Consider the following 19,570-nt stretch of genomic DNA (forward strand, 5'->3'; position numbering starts at 1 on the left):
TTCTTTACCATCCGCTCCTACTTGGCAACCATGACCAAGCAGAAAAACAATCTGTTTGACTGTTTGGTCAGCGTGTTTAACCGCCAGATAATTCAGCCCAGCTTTGCTCGTTAAGCTGAGTAGTTACTAAATTTATACGTTTTAGGCCTCTAGCCTTAGATAAACAAGCGCTAGAAGCTATTTAAAACATAGCAAATCAATCACCCCACGGCAGCATCAACGTCAACAGACACAGGCGTTCAAACTCGGGCGCAAACTGGTCAATGATGGCTTGTGGGTCAGGGCACAAGGTGGTGTCGCTGATGACGCCAAACTGCACGCCCCCGCCATAACTCAAGATTGACACCCCCAAGCCGACCGTGCCAGACTGCGGCACCCAAAACAGCGCTTGCTCCAGCGTGGCACCGCAAAAAGTGAGTTTTTCGCGCGGCCCCGGCACATTGGTCATGACCGCGGTGGTTTTTTTGGAAAACAGACTCAACATGGCGTCCTGCGCGGGCTTGACCAGCACACCCGCCACGGCCAGCAAGGCAAATGCCAGCAACGGCTGCAGGCTGCCTTTGAGCGCACTCATGCGTCGGCGCACCTCAAACACGCGCGCCACCGGGTTGTCCAAGCCAATTGGCAGCACCACCGGGGCCAGGCCAAACTGGTTGCCCAGCTTGTAGGCCTCGGACATGGGGCGCAAGTTGACGGGCACCATGGCGCGGATTTCTTTGCCCGCCACAGCGTCACCCTGCGCACGCAGATACTGGCCAATGGCGCCAGCCACGCAGGACAGCAACACGTCGTTGATGGAGCAATGGAGTGCCTTGCTCACCGCCCGCACGTCATCCAGGGGAATCGGCTGGCACCAAGCCACGCGCTTGGTTGTGCCCGGCGTGCCTTTCAGGCGGGTGGGTGAGTCATCCGCCATCAGTGCCAGCGCCGCGCTGTCACGCATCACCTGGTAGGCCAGCCGCGCCGCATCAGCGGAACCACCCAGCCCCTTGCTCAGGCCTTTTTCAAACCATTTTTCCAGCAGGCTTCCCACGCGGAGTTGCGGGTCACCAACGGCATTCAATGCCTGTTCGGCCTTATCACCCGCAGCATCAAGCGCCTTCACGGTGGCCTGTGTCAGTGGCTCGATCAGGGTGTGCGACATCCAGTCCTCGGCGGCTTCCCAGCTTGACGAGGCTTGGGGCTTGGACTTGCGCTGGGGCGGCTCATGCCCGCCATCCACCAGCGACTGGATCACGGCAATCAGCGCCAGCCCGTCCGCGATGCAGTGGTGAATGCGCACCAATAGCGCCGAGCCGCCCTCAAAATGCTCGATCAGGCGAAAGTCCCAAAGCGGGTGCTGCATGTCCATCGACTGCATGGCCAGCTCGCCCAAACGCGTCTGCAGCGCCTGCTCGGGGTGTTTGCGGGCCGTGGCGGGCAGTGTCTCAAGCAGCACGTGGCGGTTGATGTCAAACGCGGTGTCGGTCACCCAACTGGCCCCGGTGGCATCAAGCTGCACACGCTGGGAAAACCGTGGGTATTTCAACATGCGCTCTTCGATGCGGTCGCGGGTATCTTGGTAACTCACGCCGGGTTTGATGAGCCAGACACCCAGAATCAGCATCAGATTGCTGCTTGAGTCCATGCGCAGCCAAGCCGTGTCGACTTTGCTCATGCGCTCGACCGTGAAGGCGGGTTTAAATTTGGTAAGCATGGCGGCTGTGTGTTTGGGAGGGGTTCTCTATTTTGTGATCGAAACGCCCTTTAAGATCACCCGGCTTACCCCTAGAACCTGAATATTTAACGCAACCAAGAATCACCCCCCATGACTGACTTGACAACCAAATTTGAAGCCGCCGTGGCTCACTCAAAAAACCTGAGCGAACGCCCCGACAACATGACACTGCTCAAGCTCTACGCGCTCTACAAACAAGGCAGCGTGGGCGACAACGGCGAGAAAAAACCTGGCTTTAGCGACATGGTGGGCCGCGCCAAATGGGAGGCCTGGAACACACTCAAAGGCACCTCTCAAGCTGAAGCCATGCAGCAGTACATTGACCAGATCGCGTCGCTGAGCTGATTGGGATGGGTCACTGCACCTTGTGGCTGGCCCGTTTTTTTGCGGGTTCAGCCAGCAAGGCGTCGAGGTTTTTCACAATCTCGGCCTCGATCGAGCCCTTGAACGCGCCCAGCAAAAACCCCAGGTGGGCGCGCAATTCAAAGCGGTCTTTGGTCACCAGCAAGCGCCCTTTGACGCCCGAGCGCGCAAAGTCAACCTCGTCAGCGTGCTGGCCCTCAAGGTAGGCGCATTCCATGGCAAATTTCTGCTCGGCTTGCTCGGCCCATTTGAAGGCCACTTTGCGGGCCTTGGCGAGACCCAGTGTGTGTTCGCGAACGATGTTCAGTTCAGCCATGTTGTTCAGATGCCCATTGTTTTAACTGTTGCGCCCGCTCTGGCTGCGGGCGTTTGGCAAGCTGCCTGACCGCATCATAAAACTTCAGCCAGTCGCGCCCCTGCCGCACAAACAGGGCCTCAAAGCCCGGCACCAGCTCGTCGTAGGCGGCCTGCGCGCCAAAGGCGGCGTTGTTGGCCTGTGCCACCCAGGCGTCATAACCACTGTAACCACCCCAGCTGGCTTTGAGCGCTGCGTAGCCTTTTCTAAAGTCTTGCATTGCTCCTGATTTCATAGCTTCCTGCACTTTATTTTCATGGGCTAGAGGGCTATTTTGCTTATAAATGTCAGCCAGCCGGTCACGCGTGGCACGGGTCAGCGCGCGAAACTGCTGGCGCCGCGCATCAAAGGCAGCATAGTCTGCGCGCGCTTTAACGGTGCCTTTTTGCTGCAGCCAGCGCGCGCCGCCCAAGCGCTCCACCGCCGTGGCAAACGACTCGTTGAACACGGTGTCGCCCGGCACATACAGCACCTGATGCGATAACTCATGGAACACCAGCCGAGCCACTTCGCCCTCAGGGTAATGAATGAAAGTGTTGAGCAGTGGGTCGCCGCCCAGCCAGTTCATCCAGCCGAGCGTCGAATAGGCGGGCACGCCGTAGACACTGGCTTCCAGCCCTTCTGCCCGCAGAGACTGCGCTTGGAGCCGCGCGTCGGGTTCAGAAAAATAGCCCCGGTAGCCCACACAACCCGCCACGGGAAAGCACCAGGTTTTCAGGGTCAGCGAGAACTCGGGAGCGGCCACCACGTTCCACACCACGTGGCGGCGCTGTAAGTCCGCATAGCGGTGGTAGCTGGCGTTGTCAGGCAGATGCAGCTCGGTCACGGCAAAGCGGCGGATGTCTTGTGCCTGGCGCAGCCTCTGCGCTAAGGTTGACGGGGTGTTGGGGTCGACCAGCCAATCGTCAATGGGGCGCGCCGCCCACATCAGTTGCAGGTGCCCGGCCACCGATTGCCCGTAGTAGCGCATGTCGGCACAGCCCGTTAGCAAGAAAACCAGCAGCAGACCAGCCCATAAACGCAGCCTTATCAGCGGCGTTGTAGACACGCCGCGCGGCGCACGGCCAGCCAGCGCGGGGCTACCATCACCATCCGTCGAATCAATCAACACACAAGGAAACACCATGCTTTACAAGTTCAAATCAAAGGCCGCAGGGGATGTGATTATGTTGCAGCCCAATGGGCAACGGGTGCTGGAAATCATTGGTAAGCACAGCGCAACCGACCCCAGTCTCAAGGGCATTTTGTTGCCCGAGCAAATGCCGCAAGCGCTCATTGCGCTGCAGGCCGCCGTGGAACAAGAAGAGGCTCAGCGCCAAGCGGTCATGGACCAAGCCAAAGCCGAGAACCTGCCCGCCCCGCACTTTGACGCCATCAGCCTGCGTCAGCGTGCCCTGCCATTCATGGACATGATCCGCGAATGCCTGGGGGCCAAAGAAGCCATCACCTGGGGTGTTTGACGCAGAATATAATAATAATTAGCCTCTAGCCCTTATTGGATAAGCGCTATCAGCTATATAAAAAATAGCATCTGACCAACCCGCCACGAACTGCTTCGCTCGGTTTTGGGTAAGTCCCATGTCTATTTGTAGCTGCGCGCGTCTTCAATCACCTTGCCATCGTTGGGCAGACTACCGGGCAGCACCACCTCCACCTTGCCGCGCAGTTTGGTCACATCGCGAATCGCATCCATCAGCTTTTGCGCCAGGCCGTCGGGGCCGCTGCAAGCCGACTCCACCTTGAGCGTCATCTGGTCGTTGGCCATTTCACCGGTCACCACCAAGCGCGCCTTGGTCACCTCGGGGAAGCGTTTGGCGATTTGATCGACCTGGCCCGGGTGCACAAACATGCCACGGATTTTGGTGGTCTGGTCGGCCCGGCCCATCCAGCCCTTGATGCGCACATTGCTGCGGCCCGTTGGGCACAGCCCTGGCAACACCGCCGACAAGTCGCCGGTGCCAAAGCGGATCAGCGGGTAGGTGGGGTTCAGCGTGGTCACCACCACCTCACCCACTTCGCCCTCGGCTACCGGGTCGCCGGTGCCGGGGCGCACAATTTCAAGCAGCACACCTTCGTCCAGCACCAGGCCGTCACGGGCTGAGGTCTCGTAGGCAATCGAGCCCAGATCAGCCGTGGCATAACACTGGTAGCCATCGACGCCGTGTGCGGTGAACCAGTCGCGCAAGCTGGGCGGGTAGGCCTCACCGCCAAACATGGCTTTGGTCACGCTGGGCAAGGCCACGCCCATCTCAGCGGCTTTTTCAAGGATGATTTTCAGAAAACTGGGGGTGCCGATGTAACCCGCCGGTTTCAATTCGGCCATGGCCTGCACCTGCTGCTCGGTCTGGCCGGTGCCGCCCGGAAACACCGTGCAGCCCAGCGCGTGGGCACCGGTTTCCATCATGGAGCCCGCAGGCACAAAGTGGTAACTGAAGCTGTTGTGAATCAGCTCCCCCGGGCGAAAGCCGGCGGCAAAAATGGCGCGAGCCATGCGCCAGTAGTCGTTGGCCGTGCCTTCTGGCTCATAAATGGGCCCGGGGCTGGCGAAGACGCGTGGCATATGCGCCCCAAACCCTGCCGCGCTGAAGCCGCCAAACACGCTGCCACCTCTTTGGCGACTGCTCAGTTGCAACTCCAGCAGCTCGTGTTTGCGTGTCACGGGTAGCTGAGCCAATGCGGCGCGGCTGCACACATCGGCGGGATTCACGTCTTTAAGAATCCCGGCAAAGGCTGGCGAGGCCAACTTGGCGTGGGCCACTTGGATGGGCAAGGCTGCCAGCAACGCAGCTTCACGCTGGGCCGGGTCACGCGTTTCCAGTGCGTCAAAAAAATCGGTCATGTTTGTTTTCCTGAAAGGGAGGCGCTCAACGGTGTCAGTCAAATTGATCAGGCATCAAGCCAGCCAACGCTTGCGGCGCTTGTAACTTTTCACATCCTTGAAGCTCTTGCGCTCGCCGCCGCCCATACCAAGGTAGAACTCTTTCACGTCTTCGTTGTTGGCCAAATCACTGGCCACACCGTCCATCACGACCCGGCCGGATTCCATGATGTAGCCGTAGTCCGCGTATTTCAGGGCCATGTTGGTGTTTTGTTCGGCCAGCAAAAAGGTTACTTTTTCCTTGGTGTTGAGGTCTTTCACGATCTCGAACACCTCGTGCACGATTTGCGGCGCCAGCCCCATGGACGGCTCATCGAGCAACACCATGCTGGGGTTGGTCATCAGCGCCCGGCCAATGGCGCACATCTGCTGCTCGCCGCCCGAGGTGTAGGCAGCCTGACTGGTGCGGCGGGTTTTCAGGCGCGGAAAATAGGTGTAGACCTTGTCCAGGTTGGCTGCGATCTCGCCCTTGTCCTTACGGGTGTAGCTACCAGTGAGCAAATTTTCTTCGATGGTCAGGTGGGCAAAGCAGTGCCGGCCTTCCATCACCTGCACCACGCCACGGTTCACCAAATCTGCGGGTGACAGGTTTTCAATGCGTTCGCCTCGCAGCTCGATGGAACCCTTGGTGACCTCGCCGCGCTCGCCTTTGAGCAAGTTGGAAATGGCGCGCAGCGTGGTGGTCTTGCCCGCGCCGTTGCCACCCAGAATGGCCACGATCTTGCCCTCAGGCACGTTCAGCGACACGCCTTTTAGAACCAGAATCACGTGGTTGTAAATGACCTCGATGCCATTGACGTTGAGAACGATGTTTTTGGATTCACTCATTGCGGTAGTTCCACATAACTTGATGTAACCCGGTCAAACCGGGAGGCTTGCCAACTGAAAAAGCAGCCTTGCCACTCTTTCAGTTGGCGACTCGTGGGAGTCGCCAACATTCCTGAGCGTGAAAGTGCGAACCCATTGCCAACGGCAATGGTCACGCGCTTTCACACTAACGGATCAGGACTGGCAGTCTGCCGCCGTGCGTGGGGTCAGCTTTTTCTCAGCGGCGTATTTGGCCGCAGTGGTTTTCACCAACGGCTTGATGATCTGCTCGTCTGCTTGCAGCCAATCGGAGGTGAACTTCCAGGCCTTGCCATCCCATGTGTGGATGCGTGCCCATGCCGAACCCATGTGGTCGGTACACGAGGTGCTGATGGGGCGCATGACACCGGCAAAGCCCAGCGCATCAAGTTTGGGTTGGGTCAGGTTCAGGTTTTCCAGGCCCCAACGGATCTGTTCACCGGTCATGACCTTGCCTTTGCCGAAGCGCTCTTGCGCCGCACGCACGCCTTCAATGCCGAGCATCGCACTCATGGCACCGCGCATGTAAAGCACTTGGCCGACTTCTTCCTTGGGACCGGTACCCTGGCCTTTGCCATGCACCATAGCCATCACATCCTTGACCAGCTTGGACTGGGGTTCGGCACCATGCTGCATGGTGACCGCGTTGTAACCCTTGGCACCATCGGCCACGTCTTTCACGTCAGGCTCGGCACCAGCCCACCACACACCGTACATTTTTTCGCGTGGGTAACCGGTGGCTTGCGCCTCCTTGATGGCCGTCGAATTCATCACGCCCCAGCCCCACAACACCACGTAGTCAGGGCGCGCTTGACGCACTTGTAGCCAGGTGGCTTTTTGGTCGACACCAGGTGCCGTCACAGGCAACAATTGCAGGCTAAAACCATGCATGGCGGCGCGCTCTTGCAGCAACGGAATGGGTTCTTTGCCAAACGGGCTATCGTGGTAAACCAGAGCAAACTTCTTGCCCTTGAGTTTGTCCAAGCCGCCTTCTTTTTTGGCAATCGCCTGAATGATCGCATCTGCCGCTACCCAATAGGTGCCGGCAATGGGAAAGTTCCACTTGAACACCGAACCGTCAGCGCTTTCGCTGCGGCCATAACCAATGGTGACCACGGGGATTTTGTCAACCGGGGCTTTTTCAGTGATGGCAAAGGTGGCACCAGTAGACAGCGGCTGCACAAAGCTGGAGCCCTTGCTTTTCAGGCGCTCATAACACTCCACACTGCGGGCGGTGTCGTAACCGGTTTCGCATTCTTCAAAGGAAATCTTGACCCCGTTGATGCCACCGCGGGCATTGACCAACTTGAGGTAATCCACATAACCGTTGGCCCATGGCACGCCGTTGGGGGCGTAGGGGCCCGTGCGGTAAGACAGCACCGGAACAAACTGCTCCTTGGCTTGCGCGTAGGCGCTGGTAGAGATAGCCGATGCACCAACCACCACGGCTGTGATGGCCAGAACCAGATTGCGAACTTTCATTGTTGTCTCCTGAAAAATTTAAAATACACCACCAACAAAACTTTAACCCAGCCCGCTCAGTGCGGGAAAGGCCACAAGCGAAGCTTCTGCTTAAACGTCGACCAGAGTTTGGCCAGCCCATGCGGCTCCACGATCAGAAACCACACAATCAAGCCGCCAAAAATCATCAACTCGGCGTGGGCAACCCCGGCCGTCGAAATCTCAATCCCCACCAAGCCGAGCAGCGCGGGCAAGAACTGGTTCAGAAAAATCGGCAGCACCACAATGAAGGCGGCACCAAAGAAACTGCCCATGATGGAACCCAGGCCGCCAATGATCACCATGAACAGCAGCTTGAACGACAGGTCGACTGAAAACGCAGCAGGCTCCCAGGAACCCAGGTAAACAAAAGCCCACAAAGCACCAGCCACACCCACGATGAACGAGCTGACGGCAAACGCCGTGAGCTTGGCGTACATGGGCCGAATACCAATCACGCTGGCGGCCACATCCATGTCACGAATCGCCATCCACTCACGGCCAATGGCGGAGCGCACCAGGTTTTTGGCCAGCAGGGCAATCACCACCAGCAGGCTCAGGCAAAACAGGTACTTGCTTAAGGCGCTCTCGATGGGCATGCCAAACACCTGCAAGTTCGACACCGACACCGAGCCTGACGGCGTATCCATGGTGAACCACTTGATGCGCAGGAACATCCAGTCGCTGAAAAACTGCGCGGCCAGCGTGGCCACCGCCAGATACAGCCCCTTGACACGCAAACTGGGCAGGCCAAACAAAATGCCAAAAAAGGTGGCGCACAAGCCGCCCAGAATCAGCGCGGGTATCAACGGAAGACCCGGCATGCGAGCGAAGAAGTTGTATGCACCGTAGGCGCCCACAGCCATGAAAGCCCCCGAGCCCAGCGAAATCTGACCGCAATAACCCACCAACACATTCACCCCAAGAGCCGCCAGCGCCATGATGACGAAGGGGATCAGGATGGCGCGAAACAGGTAGTCGCTGGCCAGCATCGGCACCACCAGAAAGGCCACCAGCAATATCAGGCCCAGGGCAATGCGGTCCTGGCGAATCGGCAGAATTTGCTGATCAGCCCGGTAGCTGGTTTTGAATTGACCGTTTTCTCTGTAAAACATCTTGCTCTCAGTCGTAAACGTTTTTAAATTAAATCCGCTTGTAGCCCTTGTCGCTTCTGCACAAGGCGCTATAAAAATCAGACACGGTCGATGATCTTCTCGCCAAACAAACCTTGCGGACGGAACAGCAGGAATCCCAGCGCCAGCACATAGGCAAACCAGATCTCAATGCCGCCCCCCACGTACGGGCCCAGAAACACCTCGGACAGCTTCTCGCCCACACCAATGATCAAGCCGCCAATGATGGCGCCCGGCACCGAGGTCAAGCCACCCAGAATCACCACCGGCAAGGCGCGTAAAGCCACGGTGGCCAGCGAGAACTGCACCCCTAGCTTGCTGCCCCAGATCATGCCAGCCACCAGAGCCACCACACCCGCCACACACCAGACAATGACCCAGATGCGGTTCAGCGGAATGCCAATACTTTGCGCCGCCTGGTGGTCATCAGCCACGGCGCGCAGGGCGCGGCCGGTAGAGGTTTTCTGAAAAAACACGCTCAAAGCGGCCACGAGAACGGCTGCGATCATGGCCGCGTACAAGTCTTCCTTGTTGATCAGAATGCCGCCCGGGAACACCGAATCCAGCCAGAACACCGGGTCTTTGGGCATGCCAATGTCAATCTTGTAAATGCTGCCGCCAAAAATGGTCTGGCCCAGGCCTTCAAGAAAGTAGGCAATGCCCAGCGTGGCCATCAGCAGGGTGGCTCCCTCCTGATTCACCAGATGCCGCAGCACCAGGCGCTCAATCAGCCAAGCCACCACAAACATCACCACACCTGCCAGCACAAAGGCGATCAGGTTGGCCAGCAGCAGCTGGTCGCCACCGAGCCACACGCCAATCCACTCCGAGAAGCGAGCCATCGCGAGCGCGGCAAACAGCACCATCGCGCCCTGGGCAAAGTTAAACACGCCCGAGGCTTTGTAAATCAGCACAAAGCCCAAAGCAACCAGCGAATACAGCATGCCGGCCATCAGGCCGCCGAGCAAGGTTTCAAGAAAGAAAGCCATGGTTAGTGTCCTGTTCCAAGGTATGCGCTGATCACTTCTTCGTTGTTACGAACTTCATCCGGCGTGCCGTCGCCAATCTTCTTGCCGTAGTCCAGCACCACCACACGGTCACTGATGTCCATCACCACGCCCATGTCGTGCTCGATCAGCACAATGGTGGTGCCGAATTCTTCATTCACATCCAGCACAAAGCGACTCATGTCCTGCTTTTCTTCCACGTTCATGCCGGCCATGGGTTCATCCAGCAGCAGCAGCTGTGGCTCCATCGCCAGGGCGCGGCCCAGATCCACGCGTTTTTGCAGGCCGTAGGGCAACTGCCCCACCGGGGTTTTGCGGTAAGCCTGAATTTCCAGAAAGTCGATGATGTGCTCAACAAACTCGCGGTGTTTTTCTTCTTCACGCTGTGCCGGGCCAATACGCAGCGCCTGCATGAAGAGGTTGCTTTTGATCTTGAGGTTGCGCCCGGTCATGATGTTGTCGATCACGCTCATGCCCTTGAACAGCGCCAGATTCTGAAAGGTGCGCCCGATGCCCATGCTGGCCACCTGGTAACTGTCCATGTGGCTGAAGGTTTTGCCGCGGAAGGTGATGGCACCCATCTGCGGGCGATAGACGCCGTTGATGCAGTTCAGCATGGAGCTTTTGCCTGCGCCGTTGGGGCCAATGATGGCGCGCACCTCGTGCTCACGCACGTCAAACGAGATGTCGGTCAGCGCCTTGACGCCACCGAAACTTAATGAGATGTTTTTGACATCAAGAATGACGTCGCCGATGTGTTTGGTTGCCATGGTCTTTACTTCAACTGATTAACATCAGGCCGCGGCCTTGACGGGGGTGAAAGTCTTGGCATCATCAATGCGTAACGTGGCGCTGACACTGCCAGTGCGACCGTCTTCGAACTTGACCACGGTTTCAATGAACTGACTGGTCTTGCCACCGTACAACGCGTCAATCAGCGCGCTGTATTTTTCGGCAATGAAGCCACGGCGCACCTTGTTGGTCCGGGTCAACTCGCCGTCATCGGCGTCAAGTTCTTTGTGCAGCACCAAAAATCGGCTGACCTGGCTGCCCGCCAGCAGCGAGTCGACGCTCAAATCGGCGTTGACTTTTTCGACGCATTCCTTGATGAGCTGGTAGACCTCGGGTTTTTGCGCCAAATCGGTGTAACCGGCATAGGGCAGGTTGCGCCGCTCGGCCCAGTTGCCTACGGCATCAAAGTCGATGTTGATCATGACGCACACCTGGGCGCGGCCGTCGCCATATGCCACCACTTCCTTGACGTGCGAGAAGAATTTGAGCTTGTTCTCCACGTACTTGGGCGCGAACATGGCACCGTCGTTGGCTCCGCCCTTGATGCGGCCCACGTCTTTCACGCGGTCGATGATCTTGAGGTGGCCATGCGCATCCAGAAAACCCGCGTCGCTGGTGTGGTACCAGCCATCAGGTGTCAGCACTTCGGCAGTGGCTTCCGGGTTTTTAAAGTAGCCCTTGAGCAAACCTGGCGACTTGACCAGAATTTCGCCGTTGTCAGCCACCTTGATCTCGACACCTGCGCAGGGCACGCCCACGGTGTCGGCACGGGCTTCATGGTCGGGCTGCAGGCAGACGAACACGGCGGTTTCAGTGGAGCCATAAAGCTGCTTCAGATTGATGCCAATTGAGCGATAGAAGCTGAACAAATCGGGGCCGATGGCCTCGCCTGCGGTGTAGGCCACGCGCACCCGGCTAAAGCCCAGGCTGTTGCGCAAGGGGCCATAAACCATGAAGTTGCCCAGGGTGTACAAAATGTTGTCGACCAATGACACACTCTTGCCGTCCATCAAGGTGGGGCCGACTTTTCTGGCCACATCCATGAAGTAGTGAAACATGCGGCGCTTGATGGCGCCAGCGTCCTCCATGCGGATCATCACGCTGGTCAACAAGCCTTCAAACACCCGGGGTGGCGCGAAGTAATAGGTCGGGCCGATTTCTTTCAGGTCAATCGTGACGGTGGCTGCTGACTCAGGGCAGTTCACCACATAGCCACAAGACAGCCACTGCGCATACGAGAAGATGTTTTGACCAATCCAGGCTGGTGGCAAATAAGCCAGCACGTCTTCGGCATGGGTCAATTTGTCGAACTCGGCACCAGCGCGGGCACGGTTCAGCAAGGAATCATGCGTGTGCACCACACCCTTGGGGTTGCCGGTGGTGCCTGAGGTATAAAACATGCCAGCCACATCGTCCGGCTGAACCTGATCCACCTGTTGCTTGAAGAAATCGGGGTGAATGGCAGCAAATGCCTTGCCCGCAGCAATCAGCTCGTCAAGTGCCGCCAGCCCGGGCTCGTCGTAATTGCGCAAACCCCGTGGGTCGTCAAAGTAGATGTTTGAGATTTGTGGACACTGCTCGCGAATTTCCAGCAACTTGTCCACCTGCTCCTGATCTTCAGCAAAGACAAAACTCACCTCTGCATTGTTAATTGGGAACACACATTCAAGCGCTGCCGCATCCTGGTACAGCGCAATCGGCACGGCGCCCAGTGCCTGCACGGCCAGCATGGTGGCGTAAAGGCGCGGACGGTTGGCGCCAATCACAATCATGTGGTCATGTTGACGCAGGCCTGCCTGGTGCAGACCACACGCCAAGTGCTCGACCATCGCGGCCATGTCACCCCAGGTGATGGGCTGCCAGATGCCATATTCTTTTTCACGCATGGCCGCGTCACCCGGGCGCTGGGCGGCGTGGTTTAAAAGTAGCCGGGGAAATGTCGTTTGCATCGCAGCACCTTGTCTTCAATTCATCACAACCTGGGCCTGATGCCCAAACTGCTGGAGTGGCCGAATCATAGAACTCCATTTGACGTCAAGTTGTCGTTTGGACGACAATCTTAGCTTTTGTAGGTAGGTGTTTTCCCTGCACGCCTGTCAAGCGTCCGTCACCCCAAAAAGGCTCCACACATGAAAACTGAAGCGTCCCTGTTCCAGCGTAGACGGCCTTTGACGACCGCAGAACTTGACGTGATTCCCTGGTTCAAACTGCTCTCGGTGGACGAACGCGCGCGCGCCATTGAAGACCTGCAGGTGACCGAAGCGCTGGCCGGAGACTACGTGTGTCGCACCGGGCGGCCAGTCACCTATTGGTTTGGCGCCATTGATGGCCTGCTGAAAATGAGCAGCGACAACGCCGATGGCCAAACTATGACATTTACCGGCGTGCCACCCGGCGGCTGGTTTGGCGAGGGCACCGCCCTGAAGCGCGAGAGCTACCGCTACAACATCCAGGCGCTGCGCAAAAGTCTTGTAGCCGGCCTGCACGTGGACACCTTTCACTGGCTGCTGGACCACTCGATTGGCTTTAACCGCTTTGTCATGAACCAACTCAATGAACGCCTGGGCCAATTCATTGCCGCGCGCGAAATTGACCGCATGACCAACCCAAATATCCGCGTGGCGCGCAGCCTGGCCGCGCTGTTCAACCCAGTGCTTTACCCCGGCTTGGGCGCGGTGCTGCGCATCACCCAGCAAGAGCTGGCTTACTTGGTGGGCCTGTCACGTCAACGGGTCAACGAGGCCTTGACCATCTTGACCACCGCCGGCGCCATTCAGGTGGAATATGGCGGCCTGCGCGTGGTGAACTTGCAGGCCCTGCGAACGCAGGTTTTCTAAACCATTGTTTCACCCTAATTTTTACTATCAATACGGTAGCTTCTTACGTATACAAACAAAGGGCTAGAGGGGCAAAGAGCATAAAGCGTCGGAAACCCGTGTTCCAATGTCCAAACCATGAATGAAAAAATCCGCCAATTGCTCGACCAAATGAGCGCCCTTGAAAACGACTTGCGCCGTGAGGTGCAAGAGCAGGAGGCCAATGTCCTGTACCAAATCAAAGGGAAAAAAGTCGAATTTGAGGCGGCAGTCAAACAAGCTCACCGCCAGCTCAAAACTGGATTTTTCCGCTGGCTGGTGACTTATCGGCCGCAGAACCTTATCACCGGTCCCATCATCTACAGCATGATCGTGCCGCTGGTTTTATTGGATTTGTGCGTGAGCTTCTATCAGCTGACGTGTTTTCCGATTTACGGCATCACAAAGGTACGCCGGGGCGACTACATGGTGTTTGACCGCCAGCAGCTTGACTACCTCAACTTCATTGAAAAATTTCATTGCGCCTATTGCGCCTATGGCAATGGCCTGCTGGCTTACATCACCGAGATCATTGGCAGAACCGAAGAGTATTTTTGTCCAATCAAGCATGCCCGCAAGATGCTGGGCGCCCATTCACGTTATGCCCGCTTTTTGGCTTACGGTGACGCCGAAGACTACGAGGCCAAGCTGGAGAAGTTTCGTGTGGGACTGGGTAACAACCAGCTGTCTGACGACGTGATCCACCCAAAAAAATAGCCCACCATCTTGTCAATTGAGGGTGCGCCATGATTTGACTGGTGCCCATTCCGGGAATCGGACCCGGGACCTCTCCCTTACCAAGGGAGTGCTCTGCCACTGAGCCAAATGGGCAATATGGAGCGGGAAAAGAGACTCGAACTCTCGACCTATACCTTGGCAAGGTATCGCTCTACCAACTGAGCTATTCCCGCATTTGTCAATTTTGGCTCCTCGACCTGGGCTCGAACCAGGGACCTACGGATTAACAGTCCGGCGCTCTACCAACTGAGCTATCGAGGAACAAGAAAAAAAGAAAACCCCACTACCTATTGAATAGCAGGGTTTTAAATAACCACAAGGGTTTGTTTGGTGGCCCGGGGCGGAATCGAACCACCGACACAAGGATTTTCAATCCTCTGCTCTACCGACTGAGCTACCAGGCCTAAGCCCGCAAGTATATCAGGACAAAAGCGCACTTCCAGCAAACACATTCAACTTTTCAACTGCGTTTGCGCGTCAAATCGACGCCCAACTGCTTGAGCTTGCGATAAAGGTGTGTGCGCTCCAAGCCGGTCTTTTCGGCCACACGCGTCATGGACCCATTTTCCTTGAACAAATGAAACTCGAAATAGGCTTTTTCGTATTCGTCGCGACCTTCCCGAAGAGGCTTGTCAAGCATGAAATGCTGCGTGACCTGCGGGCCGGCATCTGGCACCGTTGCCAGCAAACTCACGGGCAAGTCGGCGGCGGCTTCCACCGTCAAACCCATGCGCGCCTGGAGGCCCGGCGCTGGCGTGGTAAGTTTGCGCAACGACCCGCGCGCCAGGCCCTGCTCAACAGCCTTGAGCAATTTTTGCATGGTGATGGGTTTCTCAAGAAACGCCAATGCGCCAATGCGGGTGGCTTCCACTGCGGTGTCAATGGTGGCGTGACCACTCATCATGATCACCGGCATGGTCAACACGCCAGCGGCCGACCACTCTTTCAGCAAAGTAACGCCATCGGTATCGGGCATCCAGATGTCAAGCAACACCAGGTCGGGGCGTTCACGCAGGCGCGCGGCCCGTGCCTGTGCGGCGTTCTCTGCCACTTCTACGGTATGGCCTTCGTCGTTGAGAATTTCACACAGCAGATCGCGAATGCCCAGTTCGTCATCCACCACCAAAATGTTTGCCATGTTGTCCCGAGTCCCTTGAAAAATAGCTGTTTTTCAGCTCTGGTTATGCGGCATCGCCACACCCTGCCTTGTGGCGAATGATAACGACACTTGCGCACCGCAAGGCTGGCCATCAACCAGCCGATTGGAGATTTCCACCCTTGTGCCATGCTCATCGGCAATTTTCTTCACCACCGCCAACCCGAGGCCCGTGCCCTTGTCTTTGGTGGTGACATACGGCTCGAATGCCCGCTTCAGGATGTGATCAGGAAAACCCGTGCCGCAGTCCACCACACTGAAGCGCACCCGCTGCGTGGCCGGCAGCCACTGGGTCTTAAGCACGACGGCCGACGCACCTCCCACGCGGCCGGCGCTCAGGGTTGCGTCCTGGGCGTTTTGCAGCAGGTTGTGCATCACTTGACGCAGTTGCTGGGCATCGCCCAAAATGGGCGGGCAGTCGGGATCAAGCTCTGCCAGCACGGCCACCTGGGTGCCCTCACTGAGGTAAAGGTTCAGCACATCACGCGCCAGTTCATTGAGGTCGACCAGCTTCAACTCAGCCGCAGGCAACCGTGCGTAATCACGGAATTCATTCACTAGCCGCTTCATGGCATCCACCTGGTCAACAATGGTTTTGACCGATTTGGTCAACAAGGCCTGTTCGGTTGCCCCCACTTTGCCTGACAGTTTCATCTCAAGGCGCTCGGCCGAGAGCTGGATCGGGGTCAACGGATTTTTGATCTCGTGGGCTAGGCGACGCGCCACTTCTCCCCAGGCCTGCGAGCGCTGCGCCGAGACAATTTCCGAGATGTCGTCGAACACCAGCAAGCGCTGGTTGCCAGGCAACTCGGCACCGCGGGCGATCAGGGTGATGGTGTCATTGGCTGGACGGCCAATCTGTGCTGTGCCGGCACCACCCAGTTCAAATGACTGCTGCCAGTGGTCCAGGGTGCGCCCTGCTGAATGCGCCAGATACGTCTCAAACTGCTGCTGCACACTGACGCCAAAGGTTTGCAGGCCTTCGAGCTGGGCCAATTTTTTGCCGTGATGCGCGGCCAGTGGCATACGCAAAATGCGGGTGGCACCGGGGTTGGACGACACGACCTTGCCATCCGCACTGAGCACCATGACACCCGCCGTGAGGTTGTCAAGAATTGTCTGCAAATTGGCCCGCGCTGCACTCACCTGCTGCATGCTGGTTTGAACCGACTGGCGTGCGTCAGACAGCTGTTGCGTCATGTCGGCAAAAGATCGGGTCAAGCCGTCCAGTTCATCTTTGCCACGCAAGGTGGCTTTGGGCGTCAGGTCGCCCGCGGCGACTTCGCGTACGCCGTCAGCCAGCACCAGCAAGGGTCGTGCAATCTGGTTGCCCAGCACGACAGCCAACAAGACGCCACCAAACACCGCCATGAACAAACTCAGGGTCAAGGTGCCAATGTACATGCGGCGCAGGCCGTCACGCGCCAGCGCACGTTCCTGGTACTCGCGGTTGGCCTGCGTCACCGCCAAGGCGTCTCGCACCAACGATGACGGCAACACCTTGACTGCCAGCAAGTAACGCGATTCACCTAACGACCCCACACTGCTGCTGCTGACCAACACCAGCGCCTTGATGCGTGCATTCGCAACGTCACCGGCCACGCCGTCATCCAAACCTTCACTCCACGTCACGACACGCTGGATGCGCGCCGCACTGAACTGGGTTTGCGCAGGCAAGTCAGGGTTGAGCTGGTAGCGCGATTTGCCGGCAGCAGCAATCAGCCGCCCGGAGCCGCCCCACAGCGTCAGGTCGTCGGCCGCCATGGCATCGCGTGCGCGCTCCAGCGCAAGCGGCGTGCTGGTGTCAGGCACATCAGCCAATTGGGTGGCTGCAGCCCGGGCCTTGCCAGCCAAATCAGTGGACAACGCCTCCAGCGACGTGCGCCCCAGGTTCAGTCCAGCCTCCAGGGCGCCTTCCACCTTGACATCAAACCAGCTTTCAATTGAGCGCGTGACGAACTGGTAAGACACCACATAAATCAACACACCCGGCGCAAAGCCGGCCAGGGCAAACACGGCGGCCAGCTTGACCAAAAGACGGCTGCCAAACTTTTTTTGTCGAAGCCGCAGAATAAGCCGGTACGCAATCCAGAGGATCACCAGCACCAACAAGGAAGCGACCGCCACGTTGATGGCAAACAACTGCGCGTAATTGCGTTCGTACAAATCGCGATTGGTGGTGGCTTGGGTCAGCAAGTACAACAGCACCAAACCGATCACGACCATGGCGGTGAGCCCGAGACTGATCGTCCAGCGCAGGCTGCGTGAACTTCGGGGCGCGACGCGCGCAGTCTCGGGTGCCGCGTTCATTTGGCGGCCTCCAGGATCAGGGGCTGCGTGGCAGCCAATGAAATCTGCCAATCTGACTGCCCTAAAGTGCCGATCTGCAGAGGCCTGGGCAGCTGCGCCACATCCAGTCGAAAACGGAATTCCACCAAGTGCCTGACACCTGGCTCAATGTCTGCGGCGTCAGCAATACGCCAATGCGAGACGCGGCGCACAGCGCTCATGGCATCTTGCACACTGTCGAAATTCTGATTGAGTGCCAGGCCCTGTGTTGACTCGTTCGCGTCGCCAGCCGTGACATTGAGCCGCCAACGCCGCGTCAAGGGGTGATACGCCAGGCGCACCTGGCGCCGCACGCTGCTGAGCTTGCGGTTGATCCAATACCAACGCTCCCGCACCACATCAGCCTCGGCCACAAAATAGATGGGAATGCCTTTGACCAAGGCCTCTTCCACCACCGCCGGCAATTCAAACTTGAGTGAGGTTGACAGCCACAGGCCGTCGTCGATACGCTCGACCTTCAACTGCTGGGTCTCTGCAGCCACCGTTTCAGCGCGCACCCACCCAGCGGCCAAAGCCCACAGCGCGGCGGCGCACAGCCAGGCAAGCCACCTAGGCCGTTGATTTTTCAAGCAGTGCGTAATAAAAGCCATCGTGGTCACCCAGCGCATTGTCCGGGGATGCAGCCGCTTGCGCATCAACGCCAGGCAACAAATGGCCGGGAGACGTCAACAATTTGGCGGATGTGTTGCTGGCAAGAAACGCCTTGATTTGCCCACTGCCCTCGGCCTTAAACACCGAACAGGTGGCATATAACAGCCGACCACCGGGTTTGAGCACCGTCCACAGCGCCGCCAGCAGGCGAGCCTGAATGGCGACGAGTTGCCTAATGTCAGTTTGGCGGCGCAGCCAACGGATGTCGGGGTGACGCCGCACAATGCCGGACGCCGAACACGGGGCATCCAGCAGCACCGCATCAAAGGGCACACCATCCCACCACTTGGACACATCTGCTGCATCAAACGCCAGCACCTGTGCCGTCAGGCCGAGTCGGCTCATGGTCTGGTGAATGCGCTCGCAGCGAACCGGGTCAATGTCCAATGCCGTCACGGACGCGTTTGACAACTCCAGCAGATGCGCCGTTTTGCCCCCCGGTGCCGCGCAAGCGTCAAGCACGCGCAGGCCCGCAATGTCAATTTGGCCCGCCAACAGCAGCGGTGCAGCCAACTGTGCGGCAGCGTCTTGCACCGACACCCAACCCTCGCCAAAGCCAGGCAACTGCGGCACGGCCACGGCATGCGCCAGCTCCAGGCCGCTGTCAGCCACGGGCGTGGCCGCAATGCCTGCAGCTTGGAGCTTGTCCAGGTAAGCGGCACGGTTGATGCGCCGGGTGTTCACCCGCAACGTCAACGGAGCCTGACGGTCATTGGCCGCCAGGATGGCCTGCCAATGGTCTGGCCAGTCAGCCTGAAGCTGGGTGATCCACCAGGGCGCATGGTTGTAACGTGCGGTGTTGTCGTGCTCAGATTGCGCCACCAAGGTTTCACGCTCTCGCAAAAAACGCCGCAGACAGGCGTTGATGAACGATGCCTGCTGCTTGATCGTGAGCGTCTTCTTGGCTGCCTCCACGGTCTGGTTGACCAGCGTGAAAGTGTCGTACAGCGCCTCAGCGGGCTGCCACAGCAGCGCCAACGCAGTGCACAACAAGGCGTCTGCAGCGGCCGGCGGTGTGCGCGGCGCCAGCAATTTGCGCAGCGCCTGGGCCCGCCCAAGGGAACGTAGCACGGCAAAACTCAAGGCCTGCACGCCCGGGCGCAATGGCGCTGCTACGGCCTCAAGTGCGGCTGTGCCCGATTGCCCCTGGCGGATCGCCTGCAACACAGCCGCTGTCGCCTGTAATTGACGCCAAAGAGGCGGTGCCAATACGTTTGTCATGATGATTAA

18 protein-coding genes and 4 tRNA genes are annotated in these 19,570 nt (G+C 58.2%); 4 read left to right on the forward strand and 18 right to left on the reverse strand.

All coding sequences use genetic code 11. The features are described from left to right. Window positions 1–196 precede the first annotated feature (196 nt). On the reverse strand, window positions 197–1,696 hold the full coding sequence (locus PHQ58_RS20390; RefSeq protein WP_300114980.1) for a wax ester/triacylglycerol synthase family O-acyltransferase: 1,500 nt from the start codon (window positions 1,694–1,696) through the stop codon (window positions 197–199). 111 nt (window positions 1,697–1,807) lie between these two features. Here PHQ58_RS20390 and PHQ58_RS20395 point away from each other — a divergent pair, with 111 nt between their 5' ends. Next, window positions 1,808–2,062: an acyl-CoA-binding protein gene (locus PHQ58_RS20395; RefSeq protein ID WP_300114984.1), complete on the forward strand. Its 255-nt coding sequence runs from the start codon at window positions 1,808–1,810 to the stop codon at window positions 2,060–2,062. Between the two features lie 10 nt (window positions 2,063–2,072). Here the strand turns inward: PHQ58_RS20395 and PHQ58_RS20400 are convergent, their stop codons facing one another. Continuing rightward, window positions 2,073–2,396 (reverse strand): polyhydroxyalkanoic acid system family protein, encoded by a 324-nt coding sequence (locus PHQ58_RS20400; RefSeq protein WP_300114987.1) that lies wholly within the window; start codon window positions 2,394–2,396, stop codon window positions 2,073–2,075. Beyond that, on the reverse strand, window positions 2,389–3,465 hold the full coding sequence (locus PHQ58_RS20405) for an aminopeptidase (protein WP_300115053.1): 1,077 nt from the start codon (window positions 3,463–3,465) through the stop codon (window positions 2,389–2,391). The genes PHQ58_RS20400 and PHQ58_RS20405 overlap by 8 nt, the downstream gene beginning before the upstream one ends. A gap of 94 nt (window positions 3,466–3,559) precedes the next feature. On the opposite strand from PHQ58_RS20405, the gene PHQ58_RS20410 reads away from it, so the two are divergent. Further along, the gene (locus PHQ58_RS20410; RefSeq protein WP_300114990.1) at window positions 3,560–3,895 is read left to right on the forward strand and encodes a DUF1840 domain-containing protein; all 336 of its coding nucleotides are present in this window, start codon (window positions 3,560–3,562) and stop codon (window positions 3,893–3,895) included. A 122-nt stretch (window positions 3,896–4,017) separates the two neighbouring features. On the opposite strand, the gene PHQ58_RS20415 is transcribed toward PHQ58_RS20410, so the two are convergent. From PHQ58_RS20415 to PHQ58_RS20445, 7 genes are all read right to left on the reverse strand, one after another. Then, window positions 4,018–5,274 (reverse strand): phenylacetate--CoA ligase family protein, encoded by a 1,257-nt coding sequence (locus tag PHQ58_RS20415; RefSeq protein ID WP_300114993.1) that lies wholly within the window; start codon window positions 5,272–5,274, stop codon window positions 4,018–4,020. 54 nt (window positions 5,275–5,328) lie between these two features. After that, the gene (locus PHQ58_RS20420; RefSeq protein WP_300114995.1) at window positions 5,329–6,141 is read right to left on the reverse strand and encodes an ABC transporter ATP-binding protein; all 813 of its coding nucleotides are present in this window, start codon (window positions 6,139–6,141) and stop codon (window positions 5,329–5,331) included. 174 nt (window positions 6,142–6,315) lie between these two features. Beyond that, window positions 6,316–7,641, reverse strand: coding sequence for an ABC transporter substrate-binding protein (locus PHQ58_RS20425; RefSeq protein ID WP_300114998.1), 1,326 nt, complete (start codon window positions 7,639–7,641; stop codon window positions 6,316–6,318). Between the two features lie 56 nt (window positions 7,642–7,697). Next, entirely contained in the window at window positions 7,698–8,774 is a 1,077-nt protein-coding gene (locus PHQ58_RS20430; protein ID WP_300115001.1) for a branched-chain amino acid ABC transporter permease, read from the reverse strand. A 77-nt stretch (window positions 8,775–8,851) separates the two neighbouring features. Then, window positions 8,852–9,781, reverse strand: a complete 930-nt coding sequence (locus PHQ58_RS20435; protein WP_300115004.1) for a branched-chain amino acid ABC transporter permease — start codon at window positions 9,779–9,781, stop codon at window positions 8,852–8,854. A gap of 2 nt (window positions 9,782–9,783) precedes the next feature. Then, entirely contained in the window at window positions 9,784–10,569 is a 786-nt protein-coding gene (locus PHQ58_RS20440; RefSeq protein ID WP_300115006.1) for an ABC transporter ATP-binding protein, read from the reverse strand. A 24-nt stretch (window positions 10,570–10,593) separates the two neighbouring features. Next, window positions 10,594–12,540, reverse strand: coding sequence for a long-chain fatty acid--CoA ligase (locus tag PHQ58_RS20445; RefSeq protein WP_300115009.1), 1,947 nt, complete (start codon window positions 12,538–12,540; stop codon window positions 10,594–10,596). A 180-nt stretch (window positions 12,541–12,720) separates the two neighbouring features. On the opposite strand from PHQ58_RS20445, the gene PHQ58_RS20450 reads away from it, so the two are divergent. Both PHQ58_RS20450 and PHQ58_RS20455 read left to right on the forward strand, forming a co-directional pair. Beyond that, window positions 12,721–13,428 (forward strand): Crp/Fnr family transcriptional regulator, encoded by a 708-nt coding sequence (locus PHQ58_RS20450; RefSeq protein WP_300115012.1) that lies wholly within the window; start codon window positions 12,721–12,723, stop codon window positions 13,426–13,428. Window positions 13,429–13,545: 117 nt separating this feature from the next. Next, window positions 13,546–14,163: a hypothetical protein gene (locus PHQ58_RS20455; RefSeq protein ID WP_300115015.1), complete on the forward strand. Its 618-nt coding sequence runs from the start codon at window positions 13,546–13,548 to the stop codon at window positions 14,161–14,163. 39 nt (window positions 14,164–14,202) lie between these two features. On the opposite strand, the gene PHQ58_RS20460 is transcribed toward PHQ58_RS20455, so the two are convergent. From PHQ58_RS20460 to rsmB, 8 genes are all read right to left on the reverse strand, one after another. After that, window positions 14,203–14,277, reverse strand: a tRNA-Thr gene (locus tag PHQ58_RS20460). A 4-nt stretch (window positions 14,278–14,281) separates the two neighbouring features. Beyond that, window positions 14,282–14,357, reverse strand: a tRNA-Gly gene (locus PHQ58_RS20465). A 12-nt stretch (window positions 14,358–14,369) separates the two neighbouring features. Next, a tRNA-Asn gene (locus PHQ58_RS20470) sits at window positions 14,370–14,445 on the reverse strand. Window positions 14,446–14,512: 67 nt separating this feature from the next. Continuing rightward, a tRNA-Phe gene (locus PHQ58_RS20475) sits at window positions 14,513–14,588 on the reverse strand. A 56-nt stretch (window positions 14,589–14,644) separates the two neighbouring features. Then, window positions 14,645–15,322, reverse strand: coding sequence for a response regulator (locus PHQ58_RS20480; protein ID WP_300115017.1), 678 nt, complete (start codon window positions 15,320–15,322; stop codon window positions 14,645–14,647). 33 nt (window positions 15,323–15,355) lie between these two features. Then, complete coding sequence (locus PHQ58_RS20485) at window positions 15,356–17,650, reverse strand: ATP-binding protein (RefSeq protein ID WP_300115021.1); 2,295 nt, start codon at window positions 17,648–17,650, stop codon at window positions 15,356–15,358. Next, window positions 17,647–18,258, reverse strand: coding sequence for a DUF4390 domain-containing protein (locus PHQ58_RS20490; RefSeq protein WP_300115024.1), 612 nt, complete (start codon window positions 18,256–18,258; stop codon window positions 17,647–17,649). The genes PHQ58_RS20485 and PHQ58_RS20490 overlap by 4 nt, the downstream gene beginning before the upstream one ends. Continuing rightward, window positions 18,239–19,561, reverse strand: coding sequence for a 16S rRNA (cytosine(967)-C(5))-methyltransferase RsmB (gene rsmB, locus PHQ58_RS20495; protein WP_300115027.1), 1,323 nt, complete (start codon window positions 19,559–19,561; stop codon window positions 18,239–18,241). Before rsmB ends, PHQ58_RS20490 begins: the two co-directional genes overlap by 20 nt. Between the last annotated feature and the right edge of the window lie 9 nt (window positions 19,562–19,570).

Origin of the sequence: Rhodoferax sp. (assembly GCF_028688795.1) — a bacterium.
GTDB lineage: Bacteria > Pseudomonadota > Gammaproteobacteria > Burkholderiales > Burkholderiaceae_C > Rhodoferax.

Coding starts and splice junctions, on each gene's coding strand:
- PHQ58_RS20390 (WP_300114980.1), bottom strand. CDS start 1,696: ATGCTTACCAAATTTAAACCCGCCTTCACGGTCGAGCGCATGAGCAAA.
- PHQ58_RS20395 (WP_300114984.1), top strand. CDS start 1,808: ATGACTGACTTGACAACCAAATTTGAAGCCGCCGTGGCTCACTCAAAA.
- PHQ58_RS20400 (WP_300114987.1), bottom strand. CDS start 2,396: ATGGCTGAACTGAACATCGTTCGCGAACACACACTGGGTCTCGCCAAG.
- PHQ58_RS20410 (WP_300114990.1), top strand. CDS start 3,560: ATGCTTTACAAGTTCAAATCAAAGGCCGCAGGGGATGTGATTATGTTG.
- PHQ58_RS20415 (WP_300114993.1), bottom strand. CDS start 5,274: ATGACCGATTTTTTTGACGCACTGGAAACGCGTGACCCGGCCCAGCGT.
- PHQ58_RS20420 (WP_300114995.1), bottom strand. CDS start 6,141: ATGAGTGAATCCAAAAACATCGTTCTCAACGTCAATGGCATCGAGGTC.
- PHQ58_RS20425 (WP_300114998.1), bottom strand. CDS start 7,641: ATGAAAGTTCGCAATCTGGTTCTGGCCATCACAGCCGTGGTGGTTGGT.
- PHQ58_RS20430 (WP_300115001.1), bottom strand. CDS start 8,774: ATGTTTTACAGAGAAAACGGTCAATTCAAAACCAGCTACCGGGCTGAT.
- PHQ58_RS20435 (WP_300115004.1), bottom strand. CDS start 9,781: ATGGCTTTCTTTCTTGAAACCTTGCTCGGCGGCCTGATGGCCGGCATG.
- PHQ58_RS20440 (WP_300115006.1), bottom strand. CDS start 10,569: ATGGCAACCAAACACATCGGCGACGTCATTCTTGATGTCAAAAACATC.
- PHQ58_RS20445 (WP_300115009.1), bottom strand. CDS start 12,540: ATGCAAACGACATTTCCCCGGCTACTTTTAAACCACGCCGCCCAGCGC.
- PHQ58_RS20450 (WP_300115012.1), top strand. CDS start 12,721: ATGAAAACTGAAGCGTCCCTGTTCCAGCGTAGACGGCCTTTGACGACC.
- PHQ58_RS20455 (WP_300115015.1), top strand. CDS start 13,546: ATGAATGAAAAAATCCGCCAATTGCTCGACCAAATGAGCGCCCTTGAA.
- PHQ58_RS20480 (WP_300115017.1), bottom strand. CDS start 15,322: ATGGCAAACATTTTGGTGGTGGATGACGAACTGGGCATTCGCGATCTG.
- PHQ58_RS20485 (WP_300115021.1), bottom strand. CDS start 17,650: ATGAACGCGGCACCCGAGACTGCGCGCGTCGCGCCCCGAAGTTCACGC.
- rsmB (WP_300115027.1), bottom strand. CDS start 19,561: ATGACAAACGTATTGGCACCGCCTCTTTGGCGTCAATTACAGGCGACA.